Source organism: Citricoccus zhacaiensis, from assembly GCF_014645315.1.
GTDB classification, from domain to species: domain Bacteria; phylum Actinomycetota; class Actinomycetes; order Actinomycetales; family Micrococcaceae; genus Citricoccus; species Citricoccus zhacaiensis.
The window spans coordinates 20,866-44,543 of the sequence record NZ_BMLQ01000006.1 but is presented as its reverse complement, the minus strand read 5'-3'; the positions used below and the strand labels follow the sequence as shown (position 1 = coordinate 44,543).

General features: G+C 70.1%; 21 protein-coding genes. 16 read left to right on the top strand and 5 right to left on the bottom strand.

Annotated elements, in window-relative coordinates; translation table 11 throughout:
• Window positions 1-90 precede the first annotated feature (90 nt).
• The 6 genes from mihF (at window position 91) to IEX49_RS10835 (ending at window position 6,347) form a co-directional block, all read left to right on the top strand.
• A complete protein-coding gene (gene mihF / locus IEX49_RS10860) occupies window positions 91-405 on the top strand; it encodes an integration host factor, actinobacterial type (protein WP_115931342.1) in 315 nt (104 codons plus the stop codon).
• Between the two features lie 37 nt (window positions 406-442).
• Window positions 443-1,084, top strand: coding sequence for a guanylate kinase (gene gmk / locus IEX49_RS10855; RefSeq protein ID WP_188806186.1), 642 nt, complete (start codon window positions 443-445; stop codon window positions 1,082-1,084).
• Window positions 1,085-1,179: 95 nt separating this feature from the next.
• Window positions 1,180-1,617: a DNA-directed RNA polymerase subunit omega gene (gene rpoZ, locus IEX49_RS17060; RefSeq protein ID WP_308421933.1), complete on the top strand. Its 438-nt coding sequence runs from the start codon at window positions 1,180-1,182 to the stop codon at window positions 1,615-1,617.
• Between the two features lie 43 nt (window positions 1,618-1,660).
• Window positions 1,661-2,929 carry a bifunctional phosphopantothenoylcysteine decarboxylase/phosphopantothenate--cysteine ligase CoaBC gene (gene coaBC, locus IEX49_RS10845; RefSeq protein WP_188806185.1) on the top strand — a complete coding sequence of 423 codons (1,269 nt, stop codon included), beginning with the start codon at window positions 1,661-1,663 and terminating at the stop codon, window positions 2,927-2,929.
• 65 nt (window positions 2,930-2,994) lie between these two features.
• Complete coding sequence (metK, locus tag IEX49_RS10840) at window positions 2,995-4,200, top strand: methionine adenosyltransferase (RefSeq protein WP_188806352.1); 1,206 nt, start codon at window positions 2,995-2,997, stop codon at window positions 4,198-4,200.
• 26 nt (window positions 4,201-4,226) lie between these two features.
• A complete protein-coding gene (locus IEX49_RS10835) occupies window positions 4,227-6,347 on the top strand; it encodes a primosomal protein N' family DNA-binding protein (protein WP_229672563.1) in 2,121 nt (706 codons plus the stop codon).
• 34 nt (window positions 6,348-6,381) lie between these two features.
• On the opposite strand, the gene IEX49_RS10830 is transcribed toward IEX49_RS10835, so the two are convergent.
• Window positions 6,382-6,966, bottom strand: coding sequence for a TetR family transcriptional regulator (locus IEX49_RS10830; RefSeq protein WP_188806183.1), 585 nt, complete (start codon window positions 6,964-6,966; stop codon window positions 6,382-6,384).
• A gap of 151 nt (window positions 6,967-7,117) precedes the next feature.
• Between IEX49_RS10830 and IEX49_RS10825 the strand changes: the two genes are divergently transcribed.
• Entirely contained in the window at window positions 7,118-8,359 is a 1,242-nt protein-coding gene (locus IEX49_RS10825; protein ID WP_188806182.1) for a DUF418 domain-containing protein, read from the top strand.
• Window positions 8,360-8,397: 38 nt separating this feature from the next.
• On the opposite strand, the gene IEX49_RS10820 is transcribed toward IEX49_RS10825, so the two are convergent.
• Window positions 8,398-9,477, bottom strand: a complete 1,080-nt coding sequence (locus tag IEX49_RS10820) for an alpha/beta fold hydrolase (protein WP_229672562.1) — start codon at window positions 9,475-9,477, stop codon at window positions 8,398-8,400.
• A gap of 91 nt (window positions 9,478-9,568) precedes the next feature.
• Here IEX49_RS10820 and glpK point away from each other — a divergent pair, with 91 nt between their 5' ends.
• From glpK to holA, 7 genes are all read left to right on the top strand, one after another.
• Entirely contained in the window at window positions 9,569-11,128 is a 1,560-nt protein-coding gene (gene glpK, locus IEX49_RS10815) for a glycerol kinase GlpK (RefSeq protein WP_188806181.1), read from the top strand.
• A 134-nt stretch (window positions 11,129-11,262) separates the two neighbouring features.
• Window positions 11,263-13,806 carry a leucine--tRNA ligase gene (gene leuS, locus IEX49_RS10810; RefSeq protein ID WP_188806180.1) on the top strand — a complete coding sequence of 848 codons (2,544 nt, stop codon included), beginning with the start codon at window positions 11,263-11,265 and terminating at the stop codon, window positions 13,804-13,806.
• 47 nt (window positions 13,807-13,853) lie between these two features.
• The gene (locus IEX49_RS10805) at window positions 13,854-14,831 is read left to right on the top strand and encodes a DegV family protein (protein WP_188806179.1); all 978 of its coding nucleotides are present in this window, start codon (window positions 13,854-13,856) and stop codon (window positions 14,829-14,831) included.
• Between the two features lie 69 nt (window positions 14,832-14,900).
• Window positions 14,901-15,383: an SLBB domain-containing protein gene (locus IEX49_RS16855; RefSeq protein ID WP_229672561.1), complete on the top strand. Its 483-nt coding sequence runs from the start codon at window positions 14,901-14,903 to the stop codon at window positions 15,381-15,383.
• On the top strand, window positions 15,371-15,724 hold the full coding sequence (locus IEX49_RS16850; protein ID WP_229672559.1) for a ComEA family DNA-binding protein: 354 nt from the start codon (window positions 15,371-15,373) through the stop codon (window positions 15,722-15,724). Before IEX49_RS16855 ends, IEX49_RS16850 begins: the two co-directional genes overlap by 13 nt.
• A complete protein-coding gene (locus IEX49_RS10795; RefSeq protein ID WP_229672605.1) occupies window positions 15,724-18,306 on the top strand; it encodes a ComEC/Rec2 family competence protein in 2,583 nt (860 codons plus the stop codon). The genes IEX49_RS16850 and IEX49_RS10795 overlap by 1 nt, the downstream gene beginning before the upstream one ends.
• A 10-nt stretch (window positions 18,307-18,316) precedes the next feature.
• Window positions 18,317-19,321: a DNA polymerase III subunit delta gene (gene holA / locus IEX49_RS10790; protein WP_188806177.1), complete on the top strand. Its 1,005-nt coding sequence runs from the start codon at window positions 18,317-18,319 to the stop codon at window positions 19,319-19,321.
• An 83-nt stretch (window positions 19,322-19,404) separates the two neighbouring features.
• Here the strand turns inward: holA and rpsT are convergent, their stop codons facing one another.
• Window positions 19,405-19,680, bottom strand: a complete 276-nt coding sequence (gene rpsT, locus IEX49_RS10785) for a 30S ribosomal protein S20 (RefSeq protein ID WP_188806176.1) — start codon at window positions 19,678-19,680, stop codon at window positions 19,405-19,407.
• 138 nt (window positions 19,681-19,818) lie between these two features.
• A complete protein-coding gene (locus tag IEX49_RS17025) occupies window positions 19,819-19,947 on the bottom strand; it encodes a hypothetical protein (protein WP_268237715.1) in 129 nt (42 codons plus the stop codon).
• Window positions 19,948-20,051: 104 nt separating this feature from the next.
• On the opposite strand from IEX49_RS17025, the gene lepA reads away from it, so the two are divergent.
• Entirely contained in the window at window positions 20,052-21,911 is a 1,860-nt protein-coding gene (gene lepA, locus IEX49_RS10780; RefSeq protein WP_188806175.1) for a translation elongation factor 4, read from the top strand.
• 18 nt (window positions 21,912-21,929) lie between these two features.
• Complete coding sequence (gene hemW / locus IEX49_RS10775; protein ID WP_188806174.1) at window positions 21,930-23,210, top strand: radical SAM family heme chaperone HemW; 1,281 nt, start codon at window positions 21,930-21,932, stop codon at window positions 23,208-23,210.
• Between the two features lie 19 nt (window positions 23,211-23,229).
• On the opposite strand, the gene IEX49_RS10770 is transcribed toward hemW, so the two are convergent.
• Window positions 23,230-23,661 carry a DUF4870 domain-containing protein gene (locus IEX49_RS10770; RefSeq protein WP_115931328.1) on the bottom strand — a complete coding sequence of 144 codons (432 nt, stop codon included), beginning with the start codon at window positions 23,659-23,661 and terminating at the stop codon, window positions 23,230-23,232.
• Window positions 23,662-23,678: the final 17 nt, after the last annotated feature.

Below are 23,678 nucleotides of genomic sequence, written 5' to 3'. Positions count from 1 at the left end.
AGACCTGACCGGGGTACATCGGGTACCTTACGTCCAAGTCACGGCGATATTGCCGTGATGGTTGAAACCTAGTCCCCGAGGTGGAACGTCATGGCCCTGAAGGAATTGTCTGCCGCAGAACGGGAAGCGGCCCGGAGTAAGGCCCTGCAGGCACGTACCGCGCGTGCGGACCTGAAGGAGTCCTTCCGGTCGGGCAAGTCCAGTCTCGAATCGGTCTTCGCAGCGGCGGACGAGGACGCCGCCATCGGGCGGATGCGCACGGTGGACCTGCTGCAGACCCTGCAGGGAGTGGGCGAGGTGCGGGCCGCGAAGATCATGGAATCGTGTGGGATTTCCCCCAATCGGCGCCTTCGCGGCCTCGGCCGCCGGCAGCGGGAGGCACTGATCGCCTATATTGGCCGGTAGCCCTTTTCCGGGCCACACCAGCCCCACAGGAGGTTCATTGACCACCCCCGACGTCCCCGCCGCCCGGCCGGTCAGCCTCCGACCCGAACACCGGCCCGCCGCGGGTGCGGAACGCCCGCGCGTCACGGTGCTCGCGGGACCGACCGCCGTCGGCAAGGGCACGGTCTCCCAGTTCATCCGGGAGCACTATCCCCAGGTGTGGCTCTCCGTCTCAGCCACCACGCGGAAGCCCCGGCCCAACGAACGCGAGGGGCAGCACTACTTCTTTGTGGAGTCCGACCACTTCGATGAGCTGGTGTCCCAGGACCAGATGCTGGAATGGGCGGTGGTCCATGGCGTGAACCGCTATGGCACCCGTCGAGACACGGTCCAGCGGGCCCTCGACGACGGCCAGCACGTCCTGTTGGAGATCGACCTGCAGGGGGCGCGGCAGGTCAGGCAGGCCATGCCGGAGGCGACGTTCGTCTTCCTCGCGCCACCGAATTGGGACGAATTGGTGCATCGGCTGGTCGGCCGCGGCACGGAATCTCCGGAGGAACAGCGCCGACGGCTGGAAACGGCTAGAATGGAACTCGCTGCCGAGCCGGAGTTCGATGCCGTGGTGGTCAATGACACCGTGGAACGCGCCGCACAGGAGCTGGTCCGCATCATGGGATTGGACCCTGACGACCATCTCTAGGCCGCTCGGCCGGACCGCAGCGCGAGGACCGTGAGCGGTCGTCGGCAGCCCGCCGGCAACGCATCAGCAACAGAATCACCAACCGTGGAGAACTAGTGACCGAACAGTACGAAGGCATCGTCAACCCGCCCATCGACACCCTGCTGGAGAAGGTTGACTCGAAGTACGCCCTGGTGCTTTTCGCCGCCAAGCGTGCCCGCCAGATCAACGCGTACTACTCGCAGCTCCATGAGGGCCTGTTCGAGTACGTCGGCCCGCTGGTGGACACCAAGCTCAACGAGAAGCCGCTGTCCATCTCCATGCGGGAGATCGAGGAGGACCTCCTCGAGGCCACCCCGATGACCGAGGAGCAGATCGCCGCCGAAGCCGAGGGTGACTTCGGCACGTTCGACCTGCAGAGCTCGGCCGAGGCCGCATTCTCCGACGACGCGTTCTCCGCCGAGGGCGTGGGCGAAGAGGCCGGTTCAGAGACGACCGAGATCACCGAGATCGCTGACACCGACACCACCGACGAGGATGAGCAGCAGGCCTGACCTCGTTTTCGACTCCGGGAACGGGCCGACTAGGTTTGACCCTATGAGGATCGTTCTCGGAGTCACCGGCGGTATCGCCGCCTACAAGTCCGCACTGCTGTTGCGGCTCATGACCGAAGCCGGTCACCAGGTGGACGTGGTCCCCACGCCTGCCGCCCTGAATTTCGTGGGACAGGCCACCTGGGAGGCGCTCTCCGGGCGCCCCGTGCGGACGGACACCTTCGAGGCCGTCGAGACGGTCAACCATGTGAGGCTGGGCCGTGAGGCCGAGCTCGTGGTGGTGGCGCCCGCCACCGCTGATTCCCTCGCCCGCGCCGCTGCCGGCCTCGCCCCGGACCTACTCGGCAACGTCCTGCTGACCGCCACCTGCCCGGTGCTGATGGTCCCGGCCATGCACACCGAGATGTGGACCCACCCGGCCACCGCCGCCAATGTCGACCTGCTTCGCTCCCGCGGCATCACCGTGCTCGATCCCGATTCCGGGCGGCTCACCGGACAGGACACCGGCCCCGGGCGATTCCCCGAGCCGGACCGTATCTGGGCCCAGGCGCAGCACCTCGTGGCCGACGGCCTGCGGACCAGCCGCCCCACGGCCCAGCAGAACGGCGCATTGGCCGGACGCACCATCGTCGTGACCGCCGGGGGCACCCGGGAGGCCCTGGATCCGGTGCGCTATCTCGGCAACCGGTCCTCCGGCAAGCAGGGTGTGGCCGTGGCCGCGGCCGCCCTGGCCGCCGGCGCCCGTGTCACCTTCATTGGAGGGGCCATGAGCGTGGAGCCCCCCGCCGCGGCGGAGGTGGTCCGTGTCGAATCCACCCAGGAGCTGCACGATGCGGTCATGGCCCACGCACCGGGTGCCGATGCGCTGGTGATGGCGGCCGCCGTCGCCGATTTCCGCCCCGCGGAGTACGTGGACGCCAAGATCAAGAAGTCGGAGGACGGCTCCAACCCGGTCATCCGCCTAGAGCGCACCCCGGACATCCTCGCGGAGACCGTGCAGGCCCGAGCCGCCGGACAGCCGATGCCGGGCGCCATCATCGGATTCGGTGCCGAGACCGGTGACGCCACCGCATCCGTGCTGGAATTCGGCGCCGCCAAGCTCGCCCGCAAGGGCTGTGAGATGCTCGTGGTCAACCAGGTCGGCCGGGACAAGGTCTTCGGTCAGGACACCACCGAGGTCACCATGCTCTTCGCCGACGGGCGGGAGCCGGTGGCCGCGGCGGGAGACAAATCGGAGGTGGGCGTGGCGATTGTGACCGAACTGGCGGGCCTGCTGGGCCCGCTCGACCGGCTGGATAGGATGGATCAGTGACTGAGTCAGAGAAGACAGTGAAGGCAGAGAATCCGGGTGCCACCGGCTACGAGTCCTACCAGGGCATCGGGGGAGGCGAGCTCCGGCTGTTCACCTCCGAGTCCGTGACGAGCGGTCATCCGGACAAGATCTGCGACCAGATCTCGGACTCCATCCTGGATGCGATCCTCGCCCAGGACCCGAACGCCAAGGTGGCCGTCGAGACCCTGACCACCACGGGCCTCGTGCAGGTGGCCGGCGAGGTCAACACCTCCGCCTACGTGGAGATCCCGCGGATCGTCCGGGACACCATCCTGGCGATCGGCTATGACTCCTCGTCCAACGGCTTCGACGGCGCGAACTGCGGCGTCAACATCTCGATCGGCCAGCAGTCCTCCGACATCTCGGATGGCGTGCTGAAGTCGCTGGAGAACCGGGAGGGCTCCGCGGACGACATCGACCTGCAGGGCGCCGGGGACCAGGGCATCATGTTCGGCTACGCCTCGAACGAGACCCCGGTGTACATGCCGGCCCCGATCTACCTGGCGCACCGGCTCTCCGAGCGGCTCACCGCCGTGCGGCACCTGGAGCAGACGCCCATGCCGTACCTGCTGCCGGACGGCAAGACACAGGTCACCGTCGGCTACGGGGAGGACGGTCTGCCGAAGACCGTGGAGACCGTGGTGGTCTCCACCCAGCACCTGGACGAGGTCACCCTCGATGAGTTGCGTCAGGACGTGGTGGAGCACGTCATCCGGCCCGTGCTGGCCCAGTCCGGGCTGGAGACCTCCGGTGCCACGTTCATCGTCAACCCCGGTGGCAAGTTCGTCATCGGCGGACCCGTCGGCGACGCCGGCCTCACCGGGCGCAAGATCATCGTCGACACCTACGGGGGGATGGCCCGCCACGGCGGCGGCGCCTTCTCCGGCAAGGACCCGTCCAAGGTGGACCGCTCCGCGGCCTACGCGATGCGCTGGGTCGCCAAGAACGTGGTCGCCGCCGGCCTCGCCGACCGCGCCGAGTTCCAGGTCGCCTACGCGATCGGCAAGGCCCGGCCGGTCGGCCTGTACGTGGACACGTTCGGGACCGAGAAAGTGGACCGGGCCACGATCATCGAGGCCGTCAACGAGGTGTTCGACCTGCGCCCGCTGGCCATCATCCGGGACCTCAACCTGCTCCGCCCGATCTACCGCAAGACGGCCGCCAACGGTCACTTCGGCCGTGAGGACCCCGACTTCACGTGGGAGCGGCTGGACCGCGTCGACGCCGTGCGCGCCGCCGTCGGTTGGTGACCGGCGAACCCCTCTTCGATTTGCCCGTGCCCCCACCGGTCACGGGACTGCCGGAGGTGGCCGGCGGCTGGCCGGAAGATCCCGTGGCCCGTGTGCTGCTGGACTCTGGCGTGCCGCACCTGGACCGTGAATTCGACTACCTGGTGCCCCGCTCCCTCGATGACGACGCCCGTCCCGGCGTGCGCGTCCGCGTGCGCTTCGGCCACCAGGACGTCCTCGGCTGGTTGACCTCTCGCGGTTCAGAACCCTCCACCGGCGCGAAACTGTTGCCGTTGCGCTCGGTGGTCTCCCCGGAGCCGGTGCTGACCCCGGAGATCCTGGACCTCGCCCGCGCCGTGGCGGCGCGCTACGCGGGAAACGTGGCCGATGTGCTGCGGGTGGCCGTGCCGCCGCGCGTGGCGAAGGTCGAGAAGGCCCTGAACGCCGAGGCGGAGGCGCCGGAGGCCACGGGTACGCCGGCTGCCCGTAGCTTCTCCGGCGCAACTGCGGCCGAGGGCTTCGACTGGTCCCCGCTGACGGGCGCCGAGGCCTTCTTCCAGCAGATCCGGGCCGGGGACGGCCCCCGCGCAGCCCTCACCGTGCCGAGCGCCCACGGCGCGTGGGACACCGCCTCCCTCCTGGCGGATGCTGCCGCCCGGACCGCGGAGGCCGGCCGGGCCGCCGTGGTGGTGGTGCCCGATCAGCGCGACCTCGAACGGCTGTGCCGTGCCCTGGACCGGCGGGTGGGCCCGGAGGGTTATGCCCGCCTGACCGCCGACGACGGCCCCACACCCCGGTACCGTGCGTTCCTGCAGCTGCGCCGAGGCCTGCGCCGGATCGCGGTGGGCACCCGCTCAGCCATCTGGGCACCCGTGGAGCATCCCGGCCTGGTTGCCGTCTGGAACGACGACGACTCCCTGCACGCCGAACAGCGGTCTCCGTATCAGCACGTGCGGGACGTCGCCCTGGTGCGGTCCGAGCTGGCCGGCGCCGGGCTCCTGCTGGCCTCGACCTCGCGCACCCCCGAGGTGCAGCGGATGGTGGAGTCCGGGTGGCTCGGGGAACTGGGGGTGGGCCGCGAGACGATCCACGCGGTGACCCCGCGCGTGGTGTCCACGGCGGACTCCTGGGAGACCGAGCGTGATCCGCTGTTGGCTCGCGCCCGGCTGCCGCAGGCAGCGTGGAAAGCCGCGCGAGAAGGGCTGGAGGGCAAGCACGGCGCACCCGGGCCGGTGCTGGTGCAGGTGGGCCGGAGCGGCTTCATCCCCGCGCTGATCTGCCGGGATTGCGGGACTCCGGCCCGCTGCCGCCATTGCACCGGCCCGCTGGGGTTCCCGGACCGCACCTCCTCGGCCCGCAATGAGGCCGCCTGCCGGTGGTGTGGACGGCGCGAGCGGCACTTCGAGTGCCCCGAATGCGACTCCTCGCGGCTGCGGGCCGGCTCCCGCGGCGTGGACCGGACCGCCGAGGAGCTCGGACGCGCGTTCCCGAACCTCCCGGTGCTCTCCTCCTCCGGGGACCACATCCTCGCCACCGTGGACGACGCTCCGGCCCTCGTGGTCGCCACGATCGGCGCTGAGCCCGTGGTGCCGGGGGGCTACGCCACGGCACTGCTGCTGGACGGAGACTCGCAGCTGCAGCGTGAGGGGCTGCGCACTCCGGGGCAGGTCCTGTCCCGCTGGTTCGCGGCGGCGGCCCTGGTGCGCTCACGCCAGGACGGGGGAGTGGTGGTGGTCACGGCGTCCCAGGAGGACGTGGTGGGGGCTCTCGTGCGCATGGACCCCGCCGGGTACGCGTCCCGCCAGCTGGCTGAGCGGCGGGAGCTGCACCTGCCGCCCGCCGTCCGCATGGCCGAGGTCTCGGGGCCGGCGAACGCGGTGACGGCGTTCATGGACCTCGTGGAACTGCCGGGCGCTTCCAAGGAGCTGCCGTGGATCGGACCGGTGCCGGTGGAGGACTGGGCCAGCGGTGAGGGGAGGGGCGGTACCGGCGGTGGTTCCGGGCCGGCAGGCAGCGCTGAGCCGCTGCGACACCGGGCGCTGTTGTTCTTCCCCTACGGCGCGGCTCGGAGCGTCGTCGAGGCGCTGCGGGCAGCCCGCTCCGCCTCGAGCGCACGTCGTCTGACCGAACCCGTCCGACTGCGGATCGATCCCTTCGACCTGCCGTAGGGGGCCAGCCTCGGGGTCCGTCAGGTCCTTGACTCTACGGCGTCAGCACCGCATCGATGGCGTCCTCCAGCACACCCCGTTCCCTGGCGCGGTCCAGGTCGCCGGACGCGGGCATGGCCCGCCCGATGGCGACGCCGTCGATGACGGTGAGCAGGAACAGAACCTGGCGTGACCGGTCACCGGGGGCCACTGCTCCCTCTGCGCTGAGCACGTCCAGCCAGGACTCGACTCGGGCGTCCGCGCCGCGGCTGAAGTCTGCCAAGGCGGATTTGGTCCGGGTGTTCGAGACGATCCCCTCGAAACTGCGGAGCAATTGAACCCAGAACTCGCGGGCCTGGCCTCCCTCGCCGATGGGTGTCAGCAGGTTCATCAGGCATTCCAGGAGCCGTTCCCGTGCTGGGACGGAGGTGTCGTGGATGCGCTCGTCCGGATACTGATCCGAGAACATCTTCTCCCACACCGTTTCGAGGAGTTCACGCTGCGTGGGGAAGTGGTGGCGTAGGGTGCTCGCGCCCACGCCGGCCCGAGCAGCCACGGCGCGCACGCTGGGACGGGTCTCCAAGCCTTCGACCACGATGGCCGTTGCTGCTGCCACGATGCGATCGCGGGTGTCGTTCATGAGGTCCTTTCCCCGGTGGGTCCGCCAGGGCCCACCAGCACTAGTACGGCGTACCGGTACACTGTGCTACATTGTGTCCTGGAGCTAGCACAGTGTACGGGACGGCGGTGTTCAGCAAGGCTCCCACCGCTCCAGAACGTGGAGGACTGCAATGAATGACCCCTCAGGCGCCGTGAGCGTCCACACCACGCCCCAACCAGAACGAGCCACCACCACCCCGCTCAGTGCCCGCGCACTGGCCCCGGATCTCGCCCGGGGCCTGATGCTGCTGTTCATCGCCCTCGCCCACGTTCCGTGGTTCCTGTACCACCTGCCGGCGGGCGTCTCGGGCATGCATCCCATCGTGGGAAGCGCTGTCGATCGCTGGGCCCAGGTGATGACGATCATCGCCGTCGATGCACGCACCCACACGATGTTCGCGTTCCTGTTCGCCTACGGGATCGGACAGATGTACTCGAGACAGCATGCCCGCGGGGTCGGTGAGCCGGAGGTGCGCCGCCTGCTGGGCCGCCGACACCGGTGGATGATCGTGTTCGGGGCGCTGCATGCGGTGTTGCTGTGGCAGGGGGACATCCTGGGCACCTACGGCCTGCTCGGCCTGATCCTCGTGCCGCTGTTCCTGACGCGCAGTGACCGCACGCTGCGCGTCTGGATCGTCGTGTTGCTGTCCGTCTCCGCCCTCGGGGCGCTCCTCTCCACCCTCGGCGCGGTCCTGGCGCCCACGACTGCGGCCGGGGTGGTTCCGGCCGATCTGCAGCGGCTGAGCATGGCCGAGCCCGATTATGTGCTCTCGGCGCTGTATCGCACCGGGATGTGGGTGGTCGGTCTGGCCTCGGGCCTCCTGACCCTGGCGCTGCCGACCGCGTTCCTCGCAGGACTGCTGGCCGCCCGGCATCGGGTCCTGGAGGAACCGGAGCGCCACCTGCCGCTGCTGCGTCGTCTCGCGATCATCGGCATCGCCTGTGGTGTTCTCGGCGGCGTGGGGCTGGCCCTTGAGCACAGCGGCATCGTCACCGCCGCCGGGGGCAGCGTGTTCTCGCCCCTGCATTTCCTGACGGGCATCGGCCAGGGGATCGGCTATGTCGCGTTGTTCGGCCTCGTCGCCCATGCACTCACGCAGCGAGGCCTTGACCGTCTCGTCCCGGTGCAGGCCGTCGTCGCGCTGGGGCGCCGCTCCCTGAGTGGCTACCTCGCGCAGTCGGTGCTCTTCATCCCACTGTTGGCCGCCTGGGGGTTCGGTCTGGGAGCGCATCTGTCCAGCTGGTCCGCAGCAGTAGTGGCCCTGGCCACCTGGTCACTGACCGTCGCAGGCGCCTATGCCTTGGAGCGCTCGGGCCGGCGTGGGCCTGCCGAGGTCCTGCTCCGGAAGCTGACGTACCGTTCCGGACGGTGACCGGCCGGAGGCAGAGCCGCGGTGACGCGGTACCGCGGTCAGGCCCGGCCGAGCTCCGCCCGGAACGCCGAGATCAGCGCGGCCGCTTCGGGCGCGCGCTCGTAGTGGATGAGGTGACCTACGCCGTCGAGGATCTCCAGCTGGGCGCGGGGCGAGGCCCTGCCGACGCGGCGGGCGAGCTTCTTCTGTCCGCGGATGGAGCCCAGTTCGTCGTCAGCGCCAGCCACGAGCAGCACCGGGAGCCGCAACTGCTCGGCCACGTCCAGGACCGAACCCGTGGTGGAGGCCCGGTAGGCCTCGACGAGCACCTGGCGGTGGTCATAGGCGGAGAAGTAGTTCTGGTGCTGGTCGTGGAGGTAGGCCAAGGTGTGGCGGTCCGCGGTCTTGGCCATGACGGTCCCGGTGATCCAGACGACGATCGGCGAGGACAGCAGGGCGCTCCCGAGCCGTTCGGGCAGGGCCGCCGAGACCTCGTAATAGCCCTCCGCGATGCGGGACATCAGGACCTTGGAGGTGGAATCATCCGCCGTCAGGGCGGGTTCACAGATGGGGTTGAGCAGCACCAGGCCCTCCCAGCGGTCCGGGTCGGCGGCCGCCAGCTGGGCGGCGATCACGGAACCGAAGGAGTGTCCCAGCAGCGTCGGCCGGGGCAGGCCGGCGGACGGGGCGGCCGCGCGCCGGCCGGCGGAGGTTCCCGGTACCAGCTTGAGTGCCTCCACGGCGCTGCCGAGGGCCGTCACATAGTGGGCGACGGTGTGCGGGGCATCCGGGAAGGCCGGCGAATGCCCGAAGCCGGGCAGTTCGGGCAGGAAGATCTCCATGCCGGGCAGGCAGTCCGCCAGCAGGGCCAAGCCGTGGTGGTCCCCCCTGAACCCGTGGATGGCCACGATCGGCGTCCGATCCCCGCCGGCCGGAGACTCCTCCGCGTAGTGCCACACCGCCAATGGCGTGGGCCGGCCGGACACCGGGTCCGGGACCTCGACCATGATCCGCTCCGGGGTCCGCGCGGAGAACCCCGTGATGACCGAGGTGTCCCGGGGGGCCGGTGGGACCACCACGCGATCGCGGAGACGGATGGGCAGGGGGCGTGCGGTGACCGGGCGTGGGGGAGTGCTCACCCCCTCAGGTTAACCAGCTTTTCGCCGGGGACCTCTGGCTGCTCCGCCGTTGCGCCCGGATCGGACGAGCGGGGGTGGATAGGCTTCCGACATGCAGCCAGCCAGCAGCGACGTCTCCACGGCCAAGGCCTCGCGCCGTGCCGTCATCAGCATCGACCAGGGAACCACCTCGACGAGGGTGGTGGTCATGGCCGAGGACGGCTCCGTCCTGGCCAGCGCCCAGCGAGAACACCGCCAGTACTTTCCGCACCCCGGATGGGTCGAGCACGACCCGGTCGAGATCTGGGAGAACACCCGCGAACTCACCGGTCTCGCCCTCACCCGCGCACGCCTGCGCACCTCGGATGTGGCCGCCGTCGGGATCACGAACCAGCGCGAGACGACGGTCCTGTGGGACGCGGTCACGGGGCGTCCGGTCCACCAGGCGCTCGTCTGGCAGGACACCCGGGCGGATGCGCTCATGGACCGGCTCAAGGCGGACGGGCACGAGGACGCCGTGCGCGCCCGGACCGGGCTGCCCCTGGCCTCCTACTTCTCGGCCGGCAAGATCAGCTGGATCCTGGAGAACGTGCCCGAGGCCGGAGAACTGGCACGGAGCGGCCGCCTGCGGGCCGGCACCATGGACAGCTGGCTGCTGTGGAACCTCACGGGCGGTCCTGACGGCGGCGTCCATGCCACGGACGTCACCAACGCCTCACGGACCCTGCTGATGGATCTGGAGACCCTGGACTGGGACGACGACCTCACCGGACTGTTCGGGATCGATCCCGAGCTGGCAGCGGGCATGCTGCCGCGGATCCACCCCTCCGTGGGGGAGTTCGGGACCATCATCGGCGCCGAACCCCTCAGCGGCCTCTCGGTGTGCGGCATCCTCGGCGACCAGCAGGCCGCGACCTTCGGCCAGTCGGCCTTCAACCGGGGAGACGTGAAGAACACCTACGGCACCGGCTGCTTCCTCCTCCAGAACATCGGCACGACGCCGGAGATCTCGGACCACGGCCTCGTCACCACGGTCGCCTACCAATTGGAGGATGGGCCCGCCTACTACGCCCTGGAAGGCTCGGTGGCGGTCGCCGGCTCGCTGGTCCAGTGGTTGCGGGACAACCTCGGGATCATCCGGAGCTCGGCCGAGGTGGAGACCCTCGCCGCCTCGGTCCAGGACAACGGCGGGGTGTTCTTCGTGCCGGCCTTCTCCGGGCTGTACGCGCCGTACTGGCGTCCGGACGCCCGCGGGCTCATCGCCGGGCTCACCGGATTCGCGACCGCCGGCCACCTGGCCCGGGCGGCCCTGGAGGCCACCGCCTATCAGTCGCGGGACGTCCTCGAGGCCGTGGTGGCGGACGCCGGCCACCGGCCCGAGGAACTGAGGGTGGACGGCGGCATGACCGTCAATGACCACCTCATGCAGTTCCAGGCGGACATCCTCGGCCTGCCCGTGGTGCGTCCGGAACTCGTCGAGACCACTGCGGTCGGGGCCGCACATGCGGCCGGCCTGGCCTCCGGACTCTGGCGGGACCTCGACGAGGTGGCCGGGCTGTGGCGGGAGGACCGGCGATGGGAGCCGGCCCTGTCCTCGGGGGAACGGGATCGCCTCCTGGGCCAGTGGGACAAGGCCGTCCAGCGGTCCCTCGGATGGGCCGACCAGGGCTGAACGGCGCCGGTCAGGCAGCGGCTCCGGATTCAGAAGGGGGCGGCCCGCCGGAGTAGGATGGCTGGGCGCGTCGACCGCCCGGGGAACCGGGCCGGCGTCGTTCTCCGACCACCACACTTAAGGACAGGACCTCCGTGAGCCAGCCAGCGCAAGGTACTCCCCAGCAGGACGAGACCGAGGAGTACTCGTTCGCGGCGCTCGAGGAGCGCTGGGGCGGTTACTGGGAGCAGCACCGCACCTTCGCGCCGTTGGATGACGGCTCCGCCGAGCGCCGCTACGTGCTGGACATGTTCCCGTACCCCTCGGGAGACCTGCACATGGGCCATGCCGAGGCTTTTGCCATGGGAGACGTGGTGGCCCGGTACTGGATGCAGCAGGGCTATGACGTCCTGCACCCCATCGGCTGGGACTCCTTCGGGCTGCCGGCCGAGAACGCCGCTATCAAGCGCAACGCGCACCCGGCGGAGTGGACCTACAAGAACATCGACACGCAGAAGTCCTCCTTCCAGCGGTATGGGATCTCGGCGGACTGGTCCCGCGAACTGCACACCTCGGACCCCGAGTACTACCGGTGGACCCAGTGGCTGTTCCAGCAGTTCCACGCCAAGGGCCTGGCCTACCGCAAGGACTCGCCGGTCAACTGGTGCCCCAAGGACCAGACGGTGTTGGCCAACGAGCAGGTCGTCAACGGCTCCTGCGAACGCTGTGGCACTCCGGTCACGAAGAAGTCCCTGAACCAGTGGTACTTCCGCATCACCGAGTACGCGGATCGCCTGCTGGAGGACATGCAGCAGCTCGAGGGCCACTGGCCTGAACGCGTGCTCGCCATGCAGCGGAATTGGATCGGCCGCTCCGAGGGGGCCCATGTGGACTTCCGAGTGGAGCCCACGGCCGCCACCGCGGGCCAGAATGGCCAGCCGGGCCAGGACATCACCGTCTTCACCACCCGTCCGGACACCCTGTTCGGCGCCACCTTCATGGTGGTCGCCGCGGACGCGGATCTCGCCCTGGAGCTCGTGGATGCCGAGCACCGGGAGGCACTCGAGACGTACCGCGAGGGGCTCAAGAATGTCTCGGAGATCGAACGCCAGGCCACCGACCGCTCCAAGACCGGCGTCTTCCTGGGCCGTCATGCCATCAACCCGCTCACCGGGGAGAGGCTGCCGATGTGGGCCTCGGACTATGTGCTGGCCGACTACGGCACCGGCGCCATCATGGCCGTCCCGGCGCACGATCAGCGTGACCTCGACTTCGCCCGCACCATGGGCCTGGACGTCCGCCGCGTCCTGGACACCGGTGAGGAGGATCCGGCGGTGACCGGGACGGCCACCACCGGGGACGGCACGCTGGTCAACTCCGGCGAGCTGGACGGCCTGGCCAAGGCCGAGGCCATCTCGCGGGCGATCGAGATCCTGGACGAGCGCGGCACCGGCCGAGGCACCGTCAACTACCGGCTGCGGGACTGGCTGCTGTCCCGTCAGCGGTTCTGGGGGGCGCCCATCCCGATCGTGCACTGCCCGGACTGCGGCGAGGTCCCCGTCCCCGAGGATCAGCTGCCGATCCTGCTGCCCCAGGATGTGGCCGGCGAGCAGCTCGCCCCGAAGGGCAAGTCCCCGCTGGCCGGCATCGAGTCCTGGGTCAACACCACCTGCCCCCGCTGCGGCGGGGCCTCCCGGCGGGATACCGACACCATGGACACCTTCGTGGACTCGTCCTGGTACTACATGCGCTTCGCGTCCCCGAACGACGACGACCAGGTGTTCGACCGTGCCGCCGTGGACCGGTGGCTGCCCGTCGAGCAGTACGTGGGCGGCGTGGAGCACGCCATCCTCCACCTGCTGTACTCGCGCTTCTTCACCAAGGCGCTGTATGACATGGACCTGATCTCCTTCACGGAGCCCTTCAAGGCGCTGCTCAACCAGGGCCAGGTGCTCAACGGAGGCAAGGCGATGTCCAAGTCCCTCGGCAATGGCGTGGACCTGGGCGAGCAGCTGGACACCTTCGGTGTGGACGCCGTCCGCCTGACCATGATCTTCGCCTCCCCGCCGGAGGACGATGTGGACTGGGCGGACGTCTCACCCGGTGGCTCGGCCAAGTTCCTGGCGCGCGCGTGGCGACTGGCCCAGGACGTGGAGTCGTCCGGTGCCGCTCCGGGCACGGATCCCGACGGCGGCGAGAGGTCCCTGCGCCAGCTCACCCACCGCACGGTGGCGGACGCGGCCCGGCTGCTGGACGACCACAAGTTCAACGTGGTCGTGGCCCGTACCATGGAGCTCGTCAACGGCGTTCGCAAGGCGATCGACGGGACGGCCGGAGCAGCCGGCCTGGGGGCCGGCGACCCGGCTGTCCGCGAGGCCGTGGAGGCCGTCGCCATCCTGCTGAGCCTGTTCGCGCCGTACACCGCCGAGGACATGTGGGCCAAGCTCGGCCACGAGCCATCGGTGGCGCGTGCGGGCTGGCCTGCCGTGGACGAGGCGCTGCTGGTGCAGGACACCGCCACCGCCGTCGTGCAGGTCAAGGGCAAGGTCCGCGACCGCCTCGAGGTCCCAGTGGACATCTCTGCCGCCGACCTCGAACAGCTGGCGTTGGCCTCCGAGGCCGTGCAACGATCCCTGGACGGTGCCGAGATCCGCAAGGTGATCGTGCGCGAGCCGAAGCTCGTCAACATCGTCGTCTGAGGACAGCCGGCGAACCACGGGGCGGGACCTAGCGGGAAGGAGCGGGCATGGCCGATCTGGCCGAGTGGCAGAGCGCCATGCTCACGCACATCCGGCAGGTGCGCAGCACGCAGTCGGGCTGGGTCCGCCTTGGTCTGCCGCCCTCCCGCAAGGGCCGTACCGCGATCGTCACCGACTCCTCGGCCTCCATCCCCGCTGAACTGCTGGCGCACCCGTTGGCCAAGGGACTGCGTCAGGTGCCCATGCCCGTCATGGTGGGCGAGCAGATTCACGCCGAGGGCACGGCAGAGCTGATGCGTGAGCTGCCCTTGGCGCTGGCAGCGGGCACCGCCGTCAAGACCTCCCGGCCCTCGCCCGGCTCCTTCAGCGCCGTGTATCAGGAACTGGCGGAGTCCGGCTTCGAGCAGATCATCTCGATCCACATCTCGGGGCAGCTGTCCGGCACCGTGGAGGCGGCCCGGCTCGCCGGGCGGGACGCGCTGATCCCCGTGACGGTGGTGGACTCCCACCTCAGCGGGTTCGCGCTCGGGACCGTGGTGCTGGACGCGGTGATCTCGGCCGGCTTCGGTATGGCACCGGAACAACTGCTGGCGGACGTGGACGAGGCCACCCAGGAGGCCGGGGTCTTCTTCACCGTGCCCAATCTGGACCAACTGCGGCGCGGCGGGCGCATCGGTACCCTGGCGGGGTTGCTGGGGACACTGCTTCACGTCAAGCCGGTGCTGACCCTGGACAACGGGATCGTCTCCCTCGTGGACCGTCCGAGGACCTCCGCCCGAGCCACCGAGCGGCTCGTGGAGCTGACGCAGGAGTTCGTGTCCGGGTCCGAGGGCCGGGGCGAGCGGATCGCCGTCCACGGATTCGGCAACGAGCCGGCCGCCCATGAGCTCGCCGGACGTCTGCAGAGCCTCTCTGCCATGCCGGTGCCGGTCATCCGTCTCCCGGCCGTGCTGGCTGCCCACCTGGGCCTGGGCGCCCTGGGCGTCACGCTGAACCCGGTGGCTCCTGCACAGCGACCCCACTAGCCGCGAGCCGTCCCCAGCAGCTGACCCTGCCCCTGCCGATCCCGCCCGTCGGCGGCCAGGGTGGAACCCATGGGACGCCACAACCACGGGCTCAGTGATCCGGACGAGGATGACTGGGAGGAACCGCCGCCGCCGGCGCCCCTGTGGCGAACCCGCGTCGTCCGTTCGGCCGTGCTGCTCCTGGCCGTTGTCGCGGGGACGTGGTGGGCGGTCGGCTGGCTGACCTCACCGGCCGGTCCGGGTGGTCCGAGTGTTCCCGTGGCCGCCTCCGTGGAGGATGCCCCGCCCAGCTCGGCTGATCCCGCTCCTCCCGGTTCGGCGGCAGGCCCTGCCAGTCCGGGCGCCACTGCGCCACCGGGCCCAGGGAGGGAGGATCGAGCATCGTCGGCCGGGGCCGACGCCGGCCCGGCCGGAACCGAGGGAACCGTCACCGTCCATGTGGCCGGGGAGGTCCAGGACCCCGGCCTCGTGGCCCTGCCGGCTGGCGCCCGCGTCGACGATGCCCTGCAGGCCGCCGGGGTCCCACGGGGGAGGCTGCGTTGGAACTGCTGAACCTGGCCGCCCCCGCCGTGGACGGCAGTCAGATCCTCGTGCCCGGTCCGGACGGTCTGTCCGGGGGAGCGGCCGGGGCGGACGGGGCCGGCGTTCCTCTCTCCGAAGGAGGGGCGAACGGTGGTTCGGGTGGCACTCCGGAGGCGGCGGGAGCCGTCAACCTGAACACGGCGGATGTCACCGCCCTGGAGCAGCTGCCCGGCATCGGACCGGCCCTGGCCGGACGCATCGTCGAGCACCGGGACCAGGTGGGGCCGTTCGGCTCTCTGGAGGATCTGGATGCCGTGTCAGGGATCGGACCGGCCATGATGGAGCGCCTCGACGGCCTGGTCACCTGGTGATGGTCCAGGCCCGGGGCAGCGTTCCGGCGGCCGTCGACCTCCGGTTGGTCCCCGCCGTGGTGCTGACCCTCTCGGTCTGTCTGGCGATACCGCTGATTCCCTACGAGGCGGCCCTCATGGTGCCGTGGGTGCTGGCGATCATGGCGGTCGGCGCCACCGGCCTGATGATGTGGGCATCCGCCGGTCAGGGTCGGAGCCAGTTTCAGTTTCCGGGTCAAGGCCATAGACCGGGGGACGCCCCGGCCCCAACCGTGGGCCGTCGCCGCGGCCGAACCACCGCCATCACGGCCCTGGCCGCGATTGCCCTGTGGATCGCGGCCGTCGCCGCCGTCCAGGCTGTGGGCGATCGTGCGCCGGTCAGGGACTCGGGCTGGGAGGATGCGGTGGCCGCTGAACGACCGTTGCGGCTGTCGGGCGAAGCCGCCGGGCCGGCCGTCCTGCGTACCGGGACGTTCGGCGACAGCTGGCACCTCACGGTGACCGTGGAGGCGTTCGGACACCCGTCCCGTGAGATTCCGGGAGGTGCGGAGGTGGTGGTGTCGGGTGGCAGTCACTGGGAGGGGTTGCAGTCTGGCGCGGCGGTCTGTTTCACCGCGTCGCCGGAGGCCGAGGGAGCCACGGTGTTCGCCCGCGCCTCCACCGCGCCGCAGACCGGATCCTGCTCCGGTGACACCGGGGTGCCAGGCCAGGACGGTGCCCCCACGGGGCGGGATGTCGTCCGCGCGGCCGTGCATCAGGCCGCTGCCGGGACTGTCGGCACGGCGCCCCAGTTGCTGCCCGGGCTGATCCTGGGCGACCGGTCCGCGCAGGACCCGGCGCTGGACGAGTCCATGAAGACGTCCGGACTCAGTCACTTGAGTGCTGTCAGCGGGGCAAATTGCACGCTCATCGCCGGCGCCGTCACCATGGCGCTGAGGTCGGTGCGGATGCGCCGCCCGGTCGTGCTCGGTGCGGTCCTCGGGGTGCTGGTCGTCTTCGTGATCGTCGTGGGCCCCGAGCCCTCGGTGATCCGGGCCGCTGTGATGGGCGCCCTCGGGGCGTGGGCCGTGTTCTTCGGCCGGGGCCGCCAGGCCTTGCCCCTGTTGTGCCTGGCGGCCTGCGTGCTGCTGTGCTGGCAACCGGGACTCGCCGGGGAGCCGGCCTTCCAGCTCTCCCTGGCGGCCACGGCCGGCATCGTGTTGGCGGCCCGGCCCGTGGAGCGGTGGCTCACCGCCGTCTTGCGCCGCGCGCTGCCGGGTCCCGTGGCTGGGATCCTGGGCGCCGCCCTCGCCGTGACCGTCACCGCGCAGGTTGCCTGCCAGCCCATCCTCGTCGGGATGACCGGCGAGTTCAGTGCCTACTCGGTGCCGGCCAACCTGCTGGCGGCGCCCCTCGTCCCGTTCGTCACCGTGCCCGGCACCTTCGCCGCCGTCCTGGCGGTGCCGTGGCCCGGACTCGCGGCCGCGGTCTTCTGGGTGGTGGGCTGGCCGGCCGCCGGGATCGGCTGGATCGCCTCCGAGGTCTCCGGCTGGCCGGGCGCCCTCCATGCGTGGCCGGAGGGGTTCCTGGGCGCAGGTCTGGTGGTGATGCACGTGGCCGCCTCCCTCGCCCTCCTGTGGCTGCTGATGCGGTGGGAGCGCAGTCGTCCGGCCCGGGTCCGGCGCCTCGGCATGCACGGCAGGCCACGCCCGACGCCGGCCGGACAGCTCCGCTGGTCCCTCGCCGCGGCGTGGACCACGGTCTGCGCGGCCGCCGGGAGTCAGCTCGGCCTGGTCATCGCGCCGCCCTCCGGATCCCTGCCAGCCGACTGGTCCCTGGCCGCCTGTGATGTCGGCCAGGGGGACATGCTCATGCTGCGGACGGGGGAGCGGGCCGCCATGGTGGTGGACACGGGGCCGGACCCGGCCGCGGCGACCACCTGCCTGGACCGGATCGGGGTGGAGCGGGTGGACCTGTTGGTGCTGTCCCATCTGCACCAGGACCATGCCGGGGCCGCGGCGGACATCGTCGGTTGCTGCGACCCCATCGAGATCCTGTACTCGACCCTGGAGTCGACGCCCGGCCCGGGCGTCCCCGCCGGTGCCCGGCAGCCGGTCCCCAGGGAGACGGGCCGGGCCGGTGACCGGCCGGCGTCGGGATACTGGGTGGACTGGACCGTGCTGGAAGCGGACCCGGAGGCGGACAATGAGAACGATGCCTCGCTGCAGATGACCGCCACCGTGCACACCCCCGAGGGTGACTACAGCGTGCTGTTGACGGGGGACATGGAGGAGGAGGCCAGCCGGGCGCTGCTGGGCCTGGACGTGCTGCCGGAGTCCGTGGACGTGCTCAAGGTGGCCCACCACGGTGCCCGCAACGGGGGCCTGGACGTGGTGCGGGCCGTGGACCCGGCGTTGTCCGTGGTGCAGGTCGGCCGGGACAACGGCTATGGCCACCCGCACCCCTCGGTCATCGGGGAGCTGGAGCGGCACGGGCCGGTGATCCGCACCGACCTCCACGGGACCACGGTGGTGTCCTTGCGCGATGGGGAGCTGGTGCCCACCCTCACCGGTGCCCGAGCACCCGAGGTCTCCGGCACCCGGCAGGCGGGCGAGGACGGATAGGATGGCAAGCATGCCCGCACCGAGTCGAAGCCGACGATCCACGAGTTCCGGGGCAGACTGGCGCACCGTGAGCCCGGCCCCGATGATGCTGCTCAAGGGTCCCGAGGATTTCATCGCCGCCCGGGTGATCGACCGGGTCCGCACAGCACTCCGGGAACGGGACCCGGGCCTCGAGGTCCACCGCCTGGACGCGGCTGACTACGAGGGCGGCCAGCTCTCCGTCCTCGCCAGTCCCTCCCTGTTCGGTGAAGCCAAGATCCTGCAGGTGGACGGACTCCAGGACATGAACGAGGCGTTCCTGACGGACTGCCTCGACTACGTCAAGAGTCCGGCGGAGGACGTCACACTGATCCTGCGGCACACCGGAGGCAACCGGGGCAAGAAGCTGCTGGATGCCGCCACAGCCGCCGGTGTTCTCGTGGACTGCCAACCGATCAAGTCCGACGCCGAGAAGTCCGATTTCGTCCACGGCGAGTTCCGGTCCCGGCGCCGCTCGATCGATCCGGAAGCGGTCCGTTCCCTGCTCGATGCCGCCGGTGGCTCGCTCACGGACCTGGCGGCCGCCTGCCAGCAGCTGGCCGAGGACACGGAGGGCACCGTCACGAGCCAGATCGTGGACCGCTACTACGGCGGCCGGGTGGAGGCCACGGCCTTCCGGGTGGCCGATGCCGCGATCGAGGGGCGAGCCGGGCAGGCCACCGCCCTGTTGCGCCATGCCCTGGCCACGGGAGTGTCCGCGCCGGCCATCACCGGCGCCCTCGCCATGAAGACCCGCCAGATCGCCCGGATCGTGGATGCTCGCGTGGGCCAGGGTCAGATCGCCGGCGTGCTGGGCATGGCGCCGTGGCAGGCCAAGCGCGTGGCCGAGACCGTCCGGTTCTGGAACCCCGCCACCATTGCGGCCGCGATCGAGTGGGTGGCCCAGGCGGACGCTGAGGCCAAGGGTCTGTCCAAGGACTCCGACTATGCGGTCGAGCGGGCCGTCACCCGGATTGCCCTGACCGCTCGACGGTAGTCCTTAACCACGAAGCCCCCGTCCATCAGGACGGGGGCTTCGGTGCCTCGACCCCGTCAGGGGCCGGGCCAGATCTGAGAGGCTCAGGCCTCGACAGTGTTCACCCGGTTGACGCGCTTGGCGATACCGGACTTGCGGTTGGCAGCCTGGTTCTTGTGGATGACACCCTTGCTGGCAGCCTTGTCCAGCTTCTTGCTGGCCAGGGCGACGGCGGAAGTGGTGGCAGCCTGGTCGCCCGCGGCGACGGCCTTGTCCACGGCGCGGATGGCGGTGCGCAGTTCGGACTTCACCGCGTTGTTACGCAGGCGGGCCTTCTCGTTGGTGAGAATGCGCTTCTTCTGGGACTTGATGTTTGCCAAGGAAAGGTCTTTCTGTTGTCTTCTGACGTGGTCGGTGAGGGGTAATCCCGAATCCGGCGACTGAGCGGCGTGGGGATACCTGTTGAGCCGTTCCGGGAGTGCCCGTCGACCTGCGCGGACACACAGCTAGTTAGTCTATCACGACCACCCGTTGCGGTCCCGGAGCCGCTGGGACACGGTCTCCAACACCCGCTGGTCCAGCCGGCCGATGGACGGCATCAGGTTGAAGTTCAACGCCGGGGCCACAAGGTGACAACCGACGGTCATGCCGGGCGGCCGTCTTCGCGGAAACGTGGAAGAATGGAGGATCAGCCACCCGCTGGTTCCAGGGGATGGCCCTCCCTTGTTGTCAGAGTTGAAGGAAGATGCCCGTGTCGCCCATGGCGAGCAACGCCCCCGCGCCCGCCGCCACCGATCCCGCGGTCATCAGGAATTTCTGCATCATCGCGCACATCGACCACGGCAAGTCGACCCTGGCGGACCGCATGCTGCAGTCCACCGGCGTGGTCCAGCCGCGGGACATGAAGGCCCAGTACCTGGACCGGATGGACATCGAGCGCGAGCGTGGCATCACCATCAAGTCGCAGGCCGTGCGCATGCCCTGGAGTCTCAACGGCACGGACTTCGCGCTCAACATGATCGACACGCCGGGGCACGTGGACTTCACGTACGAGGTGTCCCGGTCCCTCGCGGCCTGTGAGGGCGCCATCCTGCTGGTGGACGCGGCCCAGGGCATCGAGGCGCAGACCCTGGCCAACCTCTACCTGGCCATGGAGAACGACCTGGCCATCATCCCTGTGCTGAACAAGATCGACCTGCCCTCCGCCGACCCGGACCGGTATGCCGCGGAGATCGCCGGGCTCATCGGTTGCGAGCCGGAGGACATCCTGCGGGTCTCCGGCAAGACCGGAGTCGGGGTCGAGGAACTGCTCGATCGTGTGGTGGAGGCGATCCCGGCTCCCACGGGCAACCCGGACGCCCCGGCCCGGGCCATGATCTTCGACTCCGTGTATGACACCTACCGGGGCGTGGTCACCTATGTCCGGGTGGTGGACGGCAAGCTGTCCCCGCGCGAGAAGATCAGGATGATGTCCACGGGGGCCACGCACGAACTCCTCGAGATCGGCGTGTCCTCCCCGGAGCCCAAGCCCTCCAAGGGGCTCTCCGTCGGCGAGGTGGGCTACCTCATCACCGGCGTCAAGGACGTCCGCCAGTCCAAGGTCGGTGACACGGTGACGGGTGCCGGCAATCCGGCGCAGGAACAGATCGGCGGCTATGAGGATCCCAAGCCGATGGTCTTCTCGGGGCTGTACCCGATCGACGGTTCCGACTATCCCGTGCTGCGTGACGCCCTGGACAAGCTCAAGCTCAACGATGCCGCCCTGGTGTACGAGCCCGAGACGTCCGTGGCCCTCGGCTTCGGGTTCCGCGTGGGCTTCCTCGGCCTGCTGCACCTGGAGATCATCCGGGAGCGCCTGGAGCGCGAGTTCAACCTGGACCTGATCTCCACCGCCCCGAACGTGGTCTACGAGGTCACCAAGGAGGACAAGACGGTCGTGACGGTGACGAACCCGTCCGAGTTCCCCGAGGGCAAGATCAACGAGGTCGCCGAGCCCATGGCGTCGGCCACGATCATCGTCCCCAGCGAGTTCATCGGTTCCGTCATGGAGCTCTGCCAGGGCAAGCGCGGCCAGATGAAGGGCATGGATTACCTCTCCGAGGAGCGCGTGGAGATCCGCTACTGGATCCCGCTGGCGGAGATCGTCTTCGACTTCTTCGACCTGCTGAAGTCCCGCACCAAGGGCTATGCCTCGCTGGACTGGAAGGCCGACGGCGAGCAGACCTCCGACCTGGTCAAGGTGGACATCCTGCTCCAGGGCGAGACCGTGGACGCGTTCAGCTCCATCACCCACAAGGACAACGCCTACGCCTATGGCGTGATGATGACCGGCAAGCTCAAGGAACTGATCCCGCGCCAGCAGTACGAGGTGCCGATCCAGGCCGCCATCGGCTCGCGCATCATCGCCCGCGAGAACATTCGCGCCATCCGCAAGGACGTGCTCTCCAAGTGCTACGGCGGCGATATCTCCCGGAAGCGCAAGCTGCTGGAGAAGCAGAAGGAGGGCAAGAAGCGCATGAAGATGGTCGGCCGCGTGGAGGTCCCCCAGGAGGCCTTCATCGCCGCGCTGTCCTCGGACGGTGCGGGCTCCGAGACCGGCGCCAAGAAGTAGGGCGGGGACGACCACACCTTGCCTTCGATCCTTCCCCTCGGCGACCCCGCGCCCGACGACGGCCGGTTCCCTGCTGAGGTCGGGCGCCGGATCCGCTCGGCGGCCGATGCCGGGAGCCCGCGCACCTTCAGCCTGTACGTGCACGTGCCGTTCTGCACAGTGCGGTGCGGTTACTGCGACTTCAACACCTATACCGCCGAGGACCTGGGTCCCGGCGCGTCCCGGACCTCGTACGCTGACACCGTTTGTGGCGAGCTCGACTTCGCCGCCGAAGCGCTCCGTGCCTCCGATATCCCGGACCGCACCCTGGAGACCGTGTTCTTCGGCGGCGGCACGCCGACCCTGCTGCCCGCGGCGGACCTGGTGGGCATTCTCGGGCGCGCCCGGGACGTCTTCGGGCTGACCGCTGATGCCGAGGTGACCACCGAGGCAAATCCCGACTCGGTCACTGCGGCATCCCTGCAGGAACTGGCCGCCGGGGGCTTCACCCGGGTGTCCTTCGGGATGCAGTCCGCGGTGCCGCACGTGCTGGCCACGCTGGAACGCACCCATCGCCCGGAGAACGTGCCGGCCGCCGTCGGCTGGACCAGGGAGGCCGGGCTCGAAGTCTCGCTGGATCTCATCTACGGGACCCCGGGGGAGTCCCTGGAGGACTGGCGGACGACCGTGGAAGCCGCATTGGCCCTGCGTCCCGACCACATCTCGGCATACTCGCTCATCGTGGAGGAGGGCACCAAGTTCGGCGCACAGGTCAAGCGCGGAACCGTTGCGGACGTGGACCCGGACGACCAGGCGGACAAGTATCTGCTGGCCGAGCGGCTCTTCGCCGAGGCCGGCTACCGCTGGTACGAGATCTCGAACTGGGCGCTGGACCCGGACGGCTCAGGTCTCCACCGCGCCCGGCACAACGTGGCCTACTGGCGTGACCAGGACTGGTGGGGCGCCGGGCCCGGCGCCCACTCACACCTGGCGGGCGTCCGGTTCTGGAACGCCAAGCATCCGGCGGCCTACGCGCAGCGATTGGCCACCGGGATCTCCCCGTCCGTCGGCCGGGAGGAGCCCGATGCCGAAGCGCGCTTCCTGGAGCGCGTCATGCTGGGCGTCCGGCTCTCAGACGGGCTGCCGACGGCCGCCCTGGAGGAAGCGCCCGACGGCGGCGCCCAGGCCAAGCGGGAGATCGCCGCGATGATCGGTGAGGGACTGCTGGACGGGCGGGCGGCCCTGGCCGGCCGGGTGGTGCCCACCCTGCAGGGGCGGCTGCTGGACGACGCGATCGTGCGCCGGCTCGCCGGGTTCTAGCGCCGGCTCCAGACCGGCGTTACTGGATCAGGCGCAGGTTCAGCGGGTAGCGGTAGGGGCGGCCCTTGTTGCACTGGATGCCCGCCGCCACGCCAGAGACCGTCATGAACAGCCACAGGAGCATGGCGACGATGCCGAAGATGCCTCCGACGATCGGGATGAGGGCCAGCAGGTTCGCCACGATGGCCAGCACCGTGGGGGGCAGCGTGAAGTTCAGGGCCTCCTTGGCCTCCTGGGCCGTGAACGGGCCCCGGTGGCGGAAGACCAGGTAGATCACCAGGGAGGGGATGCATCCGAGAAAGCCGCCGAAGTGCGCAAGGGTGGCCCACTGACGGTCCTCGGCCGGCGTCAGCGGCTCGGCCTGATCCGGTGACCCCTGCAGCTGCTGGTCGCGCCGGGGGGCGGCGCCGGGGCGCGGGCGGTGCGGACTGCCGGGCTGCTGCTGGGACACGTCCTGGGCCTTTCCGT

Bases quoted from the DNA above. Each gene is read 5' to 3' on its own strand.
- coaBC (WP_188806185.1), top strand. From the start codon at position 1,661: ATGAGGATCGTTCTCGGAGTCACCGGCGGTATCGCCGCCTACAAGTCC.
- holA (WP_188806177.1), top strand. From the start codon at position 18,317: ATGCCCGCACCGAGTCGAAGCCGACGATCCACGAGTTCCGGGGCAGAC.
- IEX49_RS10825 (WP_188806182.1), top strand. From the start codon at position 7,118: ATGAATGACCCCTCAGGCGCCGTGAGCGTCCACACCACGCCCCAACCA.
- glpK (WP_188806181.1), top strand. From the start codon at position 9,569: ATGCAGCCAGCCAGCAGCGACGTCTCCACGGCCAAGGCCTCGCGCCGT.
- IEX49_RS17025 (WP_268237715.1), bottom strand. From the start codon at position 19,947: ATGACCGTCGGTTGTCACCTTGTGGCCCCGGCGTTGAACTTCAACCTG.
- mihF (WP_115931342.1), top strand. From the start codon at position 91: ATGGCCCTGAAGGAATTGTCTGCCGCAGAACGGGAAGCGGCCCGGAGT.
- IEX49_RS16855 (WP_229672561.1), top strand. From the start codon at position 14,901: ATGGGACGCCACAACCACGGGCTCAGTGATCCGGACGAGGATGACTGG.
- IEX49_RS10795 (WP_229672605.1), top strand. From the start codon at position 15,724: ATGGTCCAGGCCCGGGGCAGCGTTCCGGCGGCCGTCGACCTCCGGTTG.
- IEX49_RS10805 (WP_188806179.1), top strand. From the start codon at position 13,854: ATGGCCGATCTGGCCGAGTGGCAGAGCGCCATGCTCACGCACATCCGG.
- IEX49_RS10830 (WP_188806183.1), bottom strand. From the start codon at position 6,966: ATGAACGACACCCGCGATCGCATCGTGGCAGCAGCAACGGCCATCGTG.